Origin of the sequence: Mycobacterium sp. OAS707 (assembly GCF_014873705.1) — a bacterium.
In the GTDB taxonomy this organism is placed as follows: Bacteria; Actinomycetota; Actinomycetes; order Mycobacteriales; family Mycobacteriaceae; genus Mycobacterium.
On sequence record NZ_JADBDS010000003.1, the window covers coordinates 579,736 to 592,668 of the forward strand.

The 12,933-nt window shown below is 65.6% G+C and carries 10 protein-coding genes; 4 read left to right on the top strand and 6 right to left on the bottom strand.

The annotated features are described in order from the left end of the window. Nucleotides 1-82 precede the first annotated feature (82 nt). Nucleotides 83-571, top strand: a complete 489-nt coding sequence (locus GGC64_RS20965) for an inorganic diphosphatase (protein WP_192724453.1) — start codon at nt 83-85, stop codon at nt 569-571. A gap of 63 nt (nt 572-634) precedes the next feature. Then, nucleotides 635-1,156: a 2-oxo-4-hydroxy-4-carboxy-5-ureidoimidazoline decarboxylase gene (locus tag GGC64_RS20970; RefSeq protein WP_192724454.1), complete on the top strand. Its 522-nt coding sequence runs from the start codon at nt 635-637 to the stop codon at nt 1,154-1,156. Between the two features lie 4 nt (nt 1,157-1,160). Here the strand turns inward: GGC64_RS20970 and GGC64_RS20975 are convergent, their stop codons facing one another. The 3 genes from GGC64_RS20975 to GGC64_RS20985 form a co-directional block, all read right to left on the bottom strand. Continuing rightward, nucleotides 1,161-1,691, bottom strand: coding sequence for a hypothetical protein (locus GGC64_RS20975; RefSeq protein WP_192724455.1), 531 nt, complete (start codon nt 1,689-1,691; stop codon nt 1,161-1,163). A gap of 22 nt (nt 1,692-1,713) precedes the next feature. Further along, nucleotides 1,714-1,953: a hypothetical protein gene (locus tag GGC64_RS20980; RefSeq protein ID WP_192724456.1), complete on the bottom strand. Its 240-nt coding sequence runs from the start codon at nt 1,951-1,953 to the stop codon at nt 1,714-1,716. Between the two features lie 135 nt (nt 1,954-2,088). Continuing rightward, a complete protein-coding gene (locus GGC64_RS20985; protein ID WP_192725216.1) occupies nt 2,089-4,431 on the bottom strand; it encodes a RyR domain-containing protein in 2,343 nt (780 codons plus the stop codon). Nucleotides 4,432-4,555: 124 nt separating this feature from the next. Between GGC64_RS20985 and GGC64_RS20990 the strand changes: the two genes are divergently transcribed. Both GGC64_RS20990 and GGC64_RS20995 read left to right on the top strand, forming a co-directional pair. Further along, nucleotides 4,556-8,599 (top strand): TIR domain-containing protein, encoded by a 4,044-nt coding sequence (locus GGC64_RS20990; protein WP_192724457.1) that lies wholly within the window; start codon nt 4,556-4,558, stop codon nt 8,597-8,599. 40 nt (nt 8,600-8,639) lie between these two features. After that, entirely contained in the window at nt 8,640-9,791 is a 1,152-nt protein-coding gene (locus GGC64_RS20995) for a serine hydrolase domain-containing protein (RefSeq protein WP_192724458.1), read from the top strand. Here the strand turns inward: GGC64_RS20995 and GGC64_RS21000 are convergent. The 3 genes from GGC64_RS21000 to GGC64_RS21010 all read right to left on the bottom strand — a co-directional run bounded on the left by GGC64_RS21000 (nt 9,769) and on the right by GGC64_RS21010 (nt 12,877). Further along, nucleotides 9,769-11,103 (bottom strand): acyltransferase, encoded by a 1,335-nt coding sequence (locus GGC64_RS21000; protein ID WP_192724459.1) that lies wholly within the window; start codon nt 11,101-11,103, stop codon nt 9,769-9,771. The genes GGC64_RS20995 and GGC64_RS21000 overlap by 23 nt on opposite strands. A 316-nt stretch (nt 11,104-11,419) precedes the next feature. Beyond that, on the bottom strand, nt 11,420-11,818 hold the full coding sequence (locus tag GGC64_RS21005; RefSeq protein WP_370582227.1) for a hypothetical protein: 399 nt from the start codon (nt 11,816-11,818) through the stop codon (nt 11,420-11,422). A gap of 45 nt (nt 11,819-11,863) precedes the next feature. Then, nucleotides 11,864-12,877 carry a TerC family protein gene (locus GGC64_RS21010; RefSeq protein ID WP_192725217.1) on the bottom strand — a complete coding sequence of 338 codons (1,014 nt, stop codon included), beginning with the start codon at nt 12,875-12,877 and terminating at the stop codon, nt 11,864-11,866. Nucleotides 12,878-12,933 lie beyond the last annotated feature (56 nt).

A 12,933-nucleotide genomic window follows, 5' to 3' on the forward strand; every position in this document is an offset into this window, starting at 1 on the left:
CCCCTTACAGCAGCGTATCGCTCCGTTAGGGTGAGGCCCGTCCCCGGAAGAGACCTGAGCACATGCGTGAGGAGCTGCGGCGGTGGAGTTCGACGTCGTCATCGAGATCCCGAAGGGATCGCGCAACAAGTACGAGGTGGACCACGACACCGGCCGGGTGAAGCTGGACCGCTACCTGTTCACCCCGATGGGCTACCCGACCGACTACGGCTTCTTCGAGAACACGCTCGGCGAAGACGGCGATCCGCTGGACGCGCTGGTGTTGCTGCCTGAGTCGGTGTTCCCCGGCTGCGTCGTGGAGGCCAGGCCCGTCGCGATGTTCAAGATGACCGACGAGGCAGGCGGTGACGACAAGCTGCTGTGTGTGCCCGCAGGCGATCCGCGGTGGGACCACATTCAGGACCTCGGCGACGTGCCCGCCTTCGAGCTCGAGGCGATCAAGCACTTCTTCGTGCACTACAAGGACCTGGAGCCGGGCAAGTTCGTCAAGGCCGCCGACTGGGTGGGCCGCGAGGAGGCCGAGGCCGAGTTGAAGGCGTCCGTCGACCGCTTCAAGAACGCCGGGCACTAGTTAGTTTTCCTCGCTGTAACACGCGGTAACGTCGGCGTGCTCTGCGCCTCTGATGATTGCTGTGTGTTGCTGCATCAGGGGATCGGCCTGGCCGCGTTCAACGCATTGCCGATGCGTCGTGCGGTGCACGCCATCTACGAGTGCTGCTACAGCGTGCCGCTGGCCGCCGATTTGGCCCGCGGCCGACCGTACGACAGCCACGATCGGTTGTTCCGCGAAGCCGACGCGCTGCTGTTCGGCCTGTCCGAGGACTCGATCGACTCCATCCTGCAGGCCTACCCCGATGTGGGGCGGCGGCCGGGCAGCGAGAAGTCGCAGGCCGAGCAGTGCGCGGTCTGGTGTGATCAGCCCGAGGTGATGGACCGCCTGACAGCCGCGTCCAAGAAATACCTCGAGCACTTCGGCTTCGGCTTCGTGATGTTCATCAACGGCTACACCGCCCAAGACGTGCTGGCCACCATGAACGACCGGCTCCTCAACGACTTCGAAACCGAGCGCAAGGTGGTGCGCAACGAACTCGCGCGCATCAACCGCACCCGGCTCGAACGCATGCTCGGACCCGAGGGCGGCTACGACAACTGGTGAGCTGTTAAGCGGCCTGCCAGTCGCGGATCGCGGTGTCCTGCTTGCGACCCAGTTCCAGCACCAGGTCCGACGGCGCGGGATCCTTTGGTGCACCGGCGAATTCGATTGTGGTAGCCGTATTGCCCTCGGTGAAGGACAGCACGGTCACCGACTTCGACCCGTCCGGCGACATTCCGGTCAGCATCGTTCCGCCCGAACCGACCGCCGCGGGCTGTGACTTGCCGTTGGCGACCGCCAAACCTGCTCTCGCACCGTCCAATGCCGCGGCTGCCGCGCCTGCGTCGGGCAGCACGAGCACGGTGGTGGTGATCGTCCGACTGCCGTCGCGGTGGGTGTAGACGGTCTCGACACCCGGCTGCCCATTCGGGTTGTAGACGGCAGGCGCCGCGTTGTAGGCCAGCGAATCGGTGATCAGATTGGGGTCAACCGGTAGCGTGCTGAAGTCGCCGGGTTGTGCTGCGGCATAACCGAAACCGCTCATGGTCAGCACCGCGGCCGCTGCGAATCCGCCTGCCATTGTGCGAATCTTGTTCACGACATGCTCCAATCGGTGGTGATCAGCAGGGGTAGCAGGCCCAACCGCGCCAGCCGTCGCGCCACACCCAGCCCGGTCCACAGCCCATTCCGCCCGTGGTCCCGAAGCAGTCGAGCATCTGCACGGCCGGACCGACAGGCACCGAAGGCTGGGTGTAGGTGGTCGTGTCGTGTGAGCTCTGCGCCGCGTATGCCGTCTGCGCGGTGACCACCGAGCCCGACATCATCGCGACGATCGCGAGGGCCATACCGAACTTGCGCATCACATTCCTCCCCGGGGTGTGGGAAATTTGCGAAGAAAACGGTACGCCGCGCGGACCCCTCTGTTGGCGCATTTGCGCAATGCGAGTGCGCAATTCGCGGAATTTCGAGGGTGTAATTGCGTCGTTGTTTTCTGCTCAGTCCACAGGTCCTTCATAGCGACGGCCGAACTCCTCGGCCGACACCGGCCATCGCTCGCCGCCCTCTCCACGCACGATCCATCCGCCGGGTCCTGCTGCCGCCGTGCCTTCCAACGTGTCGACGACCTCACCGTCGCGGGCCGGCCGTGCCGCGACGAATCCGGCTCTGCGCCAATGCTTGTCGTCGACGCGCTGATAGGTGGCGCGGAAGATGTCGTCGCGCACCGACCACGACCTTCCCCCGTCCTCATGTACCAGCCAGTCGCCCGCGCCGGCACGCATCTCGTGTCCCGAGTCCGACGTCCATGTCCACGGCTGCGACCGCTGCTCTGCGGTGACCACCCCGACGCGGCGGTAGCGCCGCCAGCGCGGCACTGATCGGTAACCTAGTTCGCGCAGCTGCGAGAGCGTGGCAGCCAGGCTGGCCAGCGAGGCGTGCAGGAGTTCGGGGTCGGCCTCGACGGTGCGCCAATCGGTCAGGTTCGGGTGCGTCTTGCGTTCGTGGTCGCGGACCTCACCCCACGACCACCCGGCTTTGCGGTAGTAGCGACACCAGTCCTCGTGTTCTGCGCGCGCCATCGCCAGCGCAGCAGCGCGGTCAAAGCCCATCGCCTGCAGCTGATCCAGCGGCTCACAAGCCTGGGCCTTCGGGATGTCGGGGGCCCCGCCCTCCAGGCTGTTCCAGGTGTGCCCGCCGATCTGCTCCACCAGCCACAGGGCATTGCGCACTTGGCGACGGTTCGAGCCGCGGTAGAACTCGTCCAGCTCCGCCCACGGCCGACGCGCCGGCGACGTCCCGCCGGCACTGAGCCGGTACCGCTCGTGGATCAGCATCGCCGCCCGCTCCCACGCGTCGTGCGCGTGCCCAGCGGGCAGATCCATGGTGAGTCGATAGGTGCGCAGCGCGTCGATGCCGGCGCGCTCGCCGCCCGCACTTTCGGCCTTGGCGTTCCAGGCGAAGATCGGCACGTCCGGGAATCGCATCGCCAGCCGTGTCGCGATGGTCGGGTCGATCGCGGCGCCGAACATCGGGTCGGCGTCGACGAAGATCACCGCGCAACCGGCGTCGTGTGCTTCCGCGATCAGTCGCGTGAGTACCGGTATCGACGGTGCCTCATCGACGGCGTCGACGTAGCGGTCGCCGCGCGGCAGCCCGAGCCGTTGTTGGCGGTGCCGGTGGTCGTTGGCGTATTCCTCCGCCGCATCGGCGACCACCGTGATCGTGGGAAAGTCATGATCGCCGCGAACGCAGAACTCGTGTTCGCGCCTGCGCTGTTCGAGGTCGGCGCACAAGGCCAACGTCAGAGGCGACGTGCCGCACACCAGGATGCGGTTGACGCCACCGCGTTCGCCGATCTCGTCGAGCAGCCGCCGCGCAGTCACCTCGTACTTGCCGACCGCGTCGGCGGCCCAGCGGCCGTCGCTTCCCCCGGCCTGCTGAGCGCGCCAGGCAACGGCATACCAGGGGTCGTCGATGCGCACGATCAGGGGAAGCCGGTGTTCGGCGCCGCGGGCGGCTCTGGCCTCGCCGATGGTCTGCAGGCGGGCCAGGTTGGTCGACGGGTCACCGTGCAGCAGGTAGAGCCGGTTCAACTTGTGCCACAACGGAAGTGCGGCAAGAGCTTCGGGTGAATCAAGCGACGCGGCGATCAGCCGCGCGCCATCCGCTCGGCAATCCGCCACGACAGGCTGGTCGATGTTGTCGGCGACGACGACCAGTTGGCTGCGCGGCTCGAGGGTTCGAGCGACTGCAGTGATCATCGAACGGGAGTCGTCGTCGACGCCGATCACCGCGGTCACCGTCCGGGCAGCGCGCGCCCTGACCCGGTCGACCTGAGCGCGAAACAGCGCAATGGCCACGCTGGCGACGCCGAGGAAGATCACCGCGAGCGCACCCATCCGCGCGATGTCCAATGCGACCGGGATCGGCGTCGGACAGGCGACGCCGCCGGCCATCTGCAGTTCCGAAACGCCGCCCTTGACCAGTTGCGCGGTCCACATCAACGGCGTGATGAACACGGGATGGGCGCTGTCGTGGCAATTCCAGTAGGAGGCCATGCCGAGCACGCAGTTCATCACCGTCAGGGCAAGCACGATGCTCAGCGAGACACTGCTTGCGGCCCTGGCGCGGTAGGCGATCACGCACAACGTGACGATGCCGATCGCGACGACGGCGATGGTCGGCCCGGAGCCCGGTCGGCCGAACCACCGCAGCCCTTCGGGTGCGGCCTCGCGGACCGCGGGGTCGACCGCCAGCACCGACAGATACACCGTCGCGGCCACGACGACGCCGAGCAATCCAGCCTGGGCCAGGCGCACCGCATCGATGTCACGACGCATCACGAATCGAGCTTGCGTCAACCGCAGTCTGCAGAATGGCCTTTTCACGTTTTCAGACCCATTGCGGGCGGTAACCGAAATACGCTAGGCCGGTTGCCGATGTAATTTGCGAAGGCGTGAACTAATGTCGCGTATCTTCCTGAGCCATTCCAGCCGGGATAACCGGCAGGCAATTGCCTTGCGCCAGTGGCTGATCGGTCAGGACGCGCGGTTAGCCGACGAAATCTTCCTCGACCTCGACGCCTCTGCAGGCATTCGGACAGGCACGCGGTGGAAGGAAGCTCTGCGCCAGGCCAGCACCAGATGCGAGGCGGTTATCTGTCTGCTGTCTGACAATTGGCTGTCCTCACCGGAATGCATAACCGAATACCGGTTCGCGGAGTATCTCAACAAGCGAATCTTCAGTGCGCGCATCGGTGCCACCTCGGGCGAGGATCCGACCGCCGAATGGCAACGCATCGACTTGGTCGGCGACGGTGCCCTCACCGCAGTCGACATCGGCGACGGCGCGGAGCCCGTCGCCTTCCTCACCGACGGGTTGCGTGGGCTTCGCGACGGGATCGTCAGCGCGGGCATCGGTGCCGAGTCGTTCGCGTGGCCGCCTGCACACGAACCGGATCGCGCGCCGTACCGCGGCTGGAACCCGCTCGAAGAAGTCGACGCGGCAGTGTTTTTCGGCCGCGACGCGCAGATCGTGCGCGGCCTCGACGCGCTACGCGGGATGCGACGCTCGGGCATCGAGACACTGTTCGTGGTGCTCGGGCCGTCCGGAACAGGTAAGTCGTCGTTCCTGCGGGCGGGGTTGTTGCCCCGATTGCGGCGTGACGACCGCGACTTCGCGTTGCTCGACATCGTGCGCCCGCAGCGCAATGTGTTGACCGGTGATGCCGGTCTGGCGAAGGCAGTGCACGCCACACATGCCCGGTTCGGTGTCACCGGTCCCGACCTCGGTGAGATCAAGCGGGCCTGCGTCGCAGGCGATTCAGAACGGGTGCGGCAGTGGCTGCTCGACATCCGTCGCGCCGCGGCAGCGCGGTTGTTGACCGAGGCGCAGCAGCCACCGCCGACATTGGTGCTGCCCGTCGACCAGGCCGAGGAGTTGTTCGGCGCCGATGCGGGACGCGAAGCGGTGGCGTTTCTCGAGCTGATCGCCGACCTGGCAGCAGCGCCCGGCGACGACACTGCCGACGTCGACTTGATCGTCGCGGTGACAATCCGCAGCGATCTGTACGAGCCGCTGCAGACCGCGCCCCAGCTCGCCGAGGTCGGCAGCGTCTTGTTCGACGATCTGAAACCGATGCCCCGCACCCAGTTCAAGGAGGTGATCACCGGCCCCGCGGCCCGCGCAACCGAGGGTGGCCGGCCGCTGTCGGTCGATCCCGCTCTGGTGAACCACCTGCTCGACGACTGCACCGAGGGGGCGGACACGCTTCCGTTGCTCGCGCTCACACTGGCCCGCCTCTACGAGGACTACGGCGACGACGGCGCGCTGACGCTTCGCGACTACCGCTCGATGGGCGGCGTCCGAAGCGTCGTGCAGTCCGAGATCGACCACCTGTTGTCCTCCGACGACGAACGTCGTGTCGAGCAACTGCAGCACCTGCGCAGCGCGTTCATCCCATGGCTGGCCACCATAAGTCCGGACAGCGATCAACCGGTACGACGAGCCGCCCGGTGGACCGATCTGCCACCCGAAAGTCGGCCTCTGCTGGAAGGATTCGTCGCTCGACGGCTGCTGGTGAGGGACACTCACGACGGCGAGGTCGTCGTCGAGGTGGCCCTGGAGAGCCTGCTGCGCCAGTGGGACGACCTGGCCACCTGGCTCGCCGAAGAGCGCGGCGACCTGAAGGACGCCGACCATCTCGAGCGCTCCGCTGCCGCGTGGGAGGACAACAACCGCAACCCGGCCTGGCTGCTCGAAGGCACCCGGTTAGCGGACGCCGAAAAGCTCAGTGCCAAAACGGCTTTCCGCGACCGGTTGACCCATGTGCACGATTTCCTCGCCGCGTCGCGGCGCCGCGAGCAGGACAGAATCGAGGCCGAGGACAAGCGCCGTATCGCCGAACTTGAGAAGGCCCAAGCACACGCCGCAGTGCTGCGCAAGCGCTCACTCGTGCTGCGCCTCGTGCTGGTCGTCGCACTGTTGATCGCGGCCGCCGCCGTGTACGGCTTCGTCACCGCCAAGAAGGAAACCGACCGGGCCAACGAGCGCACCCGCGAGGCACTCGGGTTGCGGCTGACGTATCAGGGTCAGGCAATGCTCGCGGGAATCCAAGGCGGAGGCGACATCCGGGCGCTGTCACAGATTCTTGCCGCACAACACGTGATGTCCGACAACGTCGGCGGCCTGTTCACCGCAGCGCTGATGCGCATCGACACCACAAAGATCATCCAGTCGAACGCCCCGATCATGGATGTCACGTACAGCACCGACGGGCAGCGTCTGGTGTCGGGCGGCGCAGACCACACCGTGCGGGTGTGGGACGCGCACACCGGTGCGCCGGTCGGGCCGCCGATGATGCAGACCAACGCAGTCACCAACGCGGCGTTGAGCGATGACGGCAAGGACGTGGCTTTCGCGAGCGCCGACAGCGTGCGGGTATGGAACGCGCTGACCGGTCAGCCCGTCGATCCGCCGATGCTGCAGAACTCGGCCGTGACGAGTCTGGATCTGAGCGACAACGGCCAACTCGTCGCCGCGGGCAGCCCGGACGGCACCACCCGCATCTGGAATGCCGCAACCGCCGTACCGTTGGCGGCCCCGATGGCCGGACAGTTGAGCCCAGTCACGACAGTGGATTTCAGCGACGACGGGCAACGTGTCGCGGTCGGCGATGCCAACGGCACGCTGCGCGTCTGGAACACCGGCACCGGCCAGCCCATCACACCACCGATGACCGGCCACACCGGCGCGGTCACCACCGCGGCGTTCAGCCCTGACGGCCAGCGCGTCGTGTCCGGCGGCGCCGACCACACCGTGCGGTTGTGGAACGCCGACACCGGCCAGCCCATCGGGGTTCCGATGACCGGACATCAGAACACGGTGACCAGCGTGGTGTTCAACCCGGACGGCGGCCGCATCGCCTCCGGCAGTTTCGATGGCACCCTGCGGATCTGGGACGCGAGCACCCAGCAGCCGGTCGCCCAGCCCATGACCGGTCACGTCGGGTCGATCAACGCGGTGTCGTTCAGCCCCGACGGGCATCGTCTTCTCACCGGCGGCGCCGACGAGACGCTTCGCGTCTGGGACGCCGATGTGGGGCCACAGCCAGGCGTTCCCGCCAACTCCGCGGTGACGAGTGTGACGGTCAGTACCGATCGTCATCGCATCGTCTCGGGCAATGGTGACGGCACGGTGCGGTTGTGGGACGCCGACAACCGAAGCCTGCTAGCCGAATTGACCAACGGCAGGCACGCGGCGACGACGAGCGTCGCGATCAGTCCGGACGGTCGCTCGATCGCGTCGGGCGCAGCCGACGGCACGGTGCAGCGGTGGAACGCCGAAACCAAGACGGCCGTGGGCCCCGTGATCAACGCACACAAGGGCGCCGTCACGAGCCTGACATACAGCTGGAACGGCAGCCGGCTCGGCTCAGGGGGCGCCGACAACACCGCACGAGTGTGGGATCTCGCGACAGGACACCCGGTCGGCACGGCGATGACCGGCCACACCGCGCCGGTGCTTACCGTGGCGTTCAGCCCGAACGGGCAGCTGCTGCTGTCCGGGAGCGCAGACACCACGCTGCGGATGTGGAACACCGAGACCGGTAAACCCGTTGGCACCCCGATGACCGGGCACACCGCCGCGGTGACGGACGTGGCCTTCGGGCCTGGCGGCGGGCGGATGGTGTCCAGAAGCGAGGACCACACGCTGCGACTCTGGGATGCTGCCAGCACCACGCCTGTCGGACCGCCGATGAACGCGCACAACGCCTACATGCTGGGCGTGCAGTTCAGCGCTGATGGTCAGCAACTGCTGTCGGACGGCGCCGCCCCGGATCGCCGGTTGTTCCCACCGCCTGCCCTGACGGCATGGTCAAACCTGTTGTGCGCCAAGCTTTCTGCGAACCTCAGTCATCAGCAGTGGCATGACTGGGTCGCTCCTGACATCGCGTACACGGAATTGTGCCCCGGGCTGCCGGTGGCACCGGAGGGCGGCACGGGCTGAAGTTGTCCCGAAACCCGTCGGTGGGGCGCATGATGGCCCGATGAACGATCTCGTGCACGGGCACTGCGACAGCCGTTTCTCCCGCGTCGCCGACGCATTGGCCGACGAGGTGGCCAAGGGTGAGGAGTTGGGCGCCTCGATCGCCGTCGACATCGACGGTGAACTCGTCGTCGACATCTGGGCCGGCCACGCCGACCGCGCAAAGACCGTCCCGTGGCAGCAGGACACCATCGTCAACTTCTTCTCCTGCACCAAGACGCTCACCGCGCTGGCGGCACTGATCGTGATCGATCGCGGCATCGTCGATGCGTTCGCGCCTGTCGCGAAGTACTGGCCGGAGTTCGCGGCGAATGGCAAGCAGGACATCGAGGTACGCCACCTGATGTCCCATACGTCAGGGGTTTCCGGGTGGCAGGTGCCGTTCGCGGTCGAGGACATGTACGACTGGGAGAAGGCCACCGACCACCTCGCGCGTCAGGAACCGTGGTGGCAGCCGGGAACGGCGTCGGGCTATCACGCCGTCAACTACGGACACCTGATCGGCGAGGTGATCCGCCGCGCGACCGGCAAGACCCTCAAGGAGTTCGTGCGCGACGAGATCGCAGGCCCGCTCGACGCCGACGTCCAAATCGGCCTCGACCCGTCCGACGAACATCGCGTCGCCCAGATCATCCCGCCCCCGCCGTTGCCGATCCCGCTCGACGCGTTACCCACCGACCACCCGGCCTACAAGACGTTCGCCAGCTTCCCGCCCGACGACAACACCGCCCTGATAGCCGAGACGACTGGATGGCGTCGCGCGGACATCGGCGGGGTCAACGGACACGGCAACGCCCGCGCGCTCGCCCGGGCGCTGTCACCAATCACGTTGGGCGGCAAGGCCAACGGCGTGCAACTGCTGAGCCCGGAGACGATCGACCTGATCTTCGAAGAACAGTCGAACGGCCCCGACCTGGTGCTGCTGGTCCCGCTGCGGTTCGGCATCGGCTTCGGACTGCCGTCGCCGCAAAGCGTGCCCGCCATTCCCGAGGGCAGGATCTGTTGGTGGGGCGGCTGGGGCGGCTCGGCGATCGTGATGAATCCCGACCGCGGCGCCACCTTCGCCTACGTGATGAACAGAATGGGGCCCGGCACGACCGGCACCGAGCGCACCAACCGCTACTCCGCGCTCATCTACCAAGCCCTGGGCTGACCCCTACCTTCTCGTCAGTCTGGCGCGGCGGCGCCTTCTTGGCGGCACGAAGCCGTCTGGCGTAGTTCATCGCCGGCTTCTCGATGAGGTAGTACGTCACCGATGCGGCGAGAATCGTTGCGGCGAGCAGGATCACGATGTTGTGCAGCATTCCGGGCAGCGTGTCACCCGCCATCCAGCCGAGGCGACCCAGCAACAGCAGCATCGGAAAGTGCCAGAGGTAGGCAGACAGTGAGATCTCACCGACGTACCGAATCGGCCGCACGTCGAGGAACGTCGCCAACTTCGACTTGCGGCCACGGGCCAACGGCACCACGACGATCAGGATCATCATGGCGGCGACGACACCGACCCCCGCCGTCACGAACTGCACCGCGATGGCGAAAAACGCCGCGCTGACCACCAATACGGGCAGGATCAAAACCGCGCTGAGCAGTCGAACGCGTCGACTGATCCGTTCGGCAAGGGCGCCGTGCTCGATCGCGACGAACACGATCGCGGCGAACATGCCCATCGCGAAGTTGTCGGCGTTGGTAAGGATGCTCTTGGTGAATACCGCGGCGATGTTCGGACCCCAGTTGAGCAGGATGAAGTCCGTGGTGCCTGCGTAGCGATTCACCACTGGAATCAGCGCGCGTCCGATGAGGCCGACGATCAACAGGATGCTGGGCGCCAGCATGGCCACCACGAACGGGTTGCGGGTGCTGCGCTTGCGCATGCGGAAGACGGCCAATCCCAGCAGTGGCAACGACAGATAGAAGGCGTACTCCAGCGTCAGCGACCACGACGGCCCGATGCCGGTCTGGATGTAGGACGGGAAGTAGGTCTGCACCAGCGCCAGGTTGGCGAGCAATTCACCGGGATCGGTGATGACGCCGACGCCGGTCCTGGCGTCATCGGGCATCAACGCCGCATTCTGCACATAGGACAACCGCAAGACGAAATTCACGATCAAAAAGATCGCCAGGTAGGCAGGCATGATCCGGGCCAGCCGGTGCACCGCGTAATCGCGCGTGTTCGGCATGCGAGCCGACGAGCGCTCGGCAACCACATTTCGGACATACGGTAAGAACAACAGGAAACCACTTAGCACGAAGAAGTACACCAGCGAGAAGCCGAAGATATTCGTCTTCCAGACCGCAGCGGTGTGTTTGGAGTAGTACCCCGTCACGTGCGTGATTGCGATGCTCAGGCACAACAGCCCACGGACGCCATCGAGGCCGATGATGCGCGCCCGCCTGCGGGTTTGCGGTTCGGGCGGATCCGTTGCCGCCGCTGAGTCTGCTGTTCGATGAGTCGAGTCGGCGGTCATCGCGAACAAAAATTGACGTCGGAAATAATTACCGGCAACTGACGCCCCTTTTTCTGCAGACTCGTGAAATATGCACGGCCATCCCCATAGCAACCGATAGTGATGCCTGGCCAGCTAATGAACTGTACATCGCAGGCGATACTTTCGCATGCGAAATAAGTCGACTTATTGTGCCGCTATTTGTGTTATGCGCATCGAATTGTATTGCTTTATTAAAGCTAGTTACGTAACGGAAAGCCGATGGGTCCGCTCCGATTATGTAAATCGGCGGCGGTGAGCGGCTTCAGCGAACTCGGACCGGGATGCCCGGCCGCCACTACGACGCGCGCAATTGGTCCCGAACGCTGAGCCGGCGCAACACCTGCCGCGCGAGGTCACTCAGGTCCTGACGCGGTGACGCGGAGATCAGCGTGACGCCATCGGCGACGTCGGCCATTGCGATGTCGGAGATCAGGCCGGCAAGTCCGTCCACTGTGCCCGCATAGTGCACGGTGTGTCCGGAGGACCCCAGAGCGGTTCGCGCCGAACGGAAGTCACTTGCTACGGCCACCGTGACGTCGAGGATCACCGCCACGTCCCGATCGCCTGCGCGTATCCGCATGCGGGCCCGGCGCGCCTGCTGCAGGTCCGTCGCCGCGACGCGCACAGTGCGCGCCTCACCGTCGGTCAGTTCTGTCCAGTCGCCGCTCGGCGTGTCCGCCACGAATAGCCGCACCAGGGTCACGCTAAAAAAACGGACCGTTGGTGTCGACTATTCCGATCAAGCCGAATCCAAGGCCTTCTCTTCGGCCTCCTTGGCGTCCTTCCTGACGTCGTGCACCCGCGTCTTGTACAGGCTGGCCGCGGTGGTGATGACGAGCGTCACCACGATCACGCCGAGGCTGGCCAGCGTCGGGATCTCCGGGACCGGCACGTGCTCACCGCCGTTGATGAACGGCAGCTCGTTCTCATGCAGGGCATGCAGCAGGAGCTTCAGCCCGATGAACGCCAAGATGAACGCCAAGCCCTGCGACAGGTAGACCAGCCGCTTGAGCAGATCCCCGAGCAGGAAGTACAGCTGGCGCAGTCCCATCAGCGCGAACACGTTCGCCGTGAACACCAGATACGGCTCCTGGGTGAGGCCGTAGATTGCGGGGATCGAGTCCAGCGCAAACAGCAGGTCGGTGGTCCCGAGCGCGACGATGACGAGGAACATCGGCGTCATCAGCCGCTTGCCGTTGTCCTTGATCCACAGCTTCAGGCCGGCATCCCATTTCTCCGTGAGCTTCAGATGCCTTCGCGCGAACCGCACCACGAAGTTCTCGGCGTCGTCGTCGTGCTCGGTGTCGCGTGCCAGGGTGATCGCGGTGTACACCAAAAACGCGCCGAAAAGATAGAACACCCAGGAGAACTGGTTGATGGCCACCGCGCCGAGTGCGATGAAGACACCGCGGAAGATCAGCGCAAGGATGATGCCGACCAACAGCGCCTCCTGCTGATACTTCTTGGGCACCTTGAAGCTGGCCATGATGATCAAGAAGATGAACAGGTTGTCCACCGACAGGCTGTATTCGGTCAGCCAGCCGGCGAAGAACTCCAGCCCGTACTGGTCGCCGTGGTAGAACCACGTCCACAAGCCGAACGCCACGGCGAGCGCTACGTACACCGACAGCGAGACAATGAGCTCCCGCTTGGAGGGTTCGTGCGGTCGACGCCCGATCACGATCACGTCGAACAACAGCACAGCAATCGTCACGCTCAGCGTGATGATCCACTCGAGTTGGGTTACGTGCATGCAGAAGCCTCCGGCCGTTGTTGAAACGCCGGAGGTCTCTTCCACCGACCCGAAGG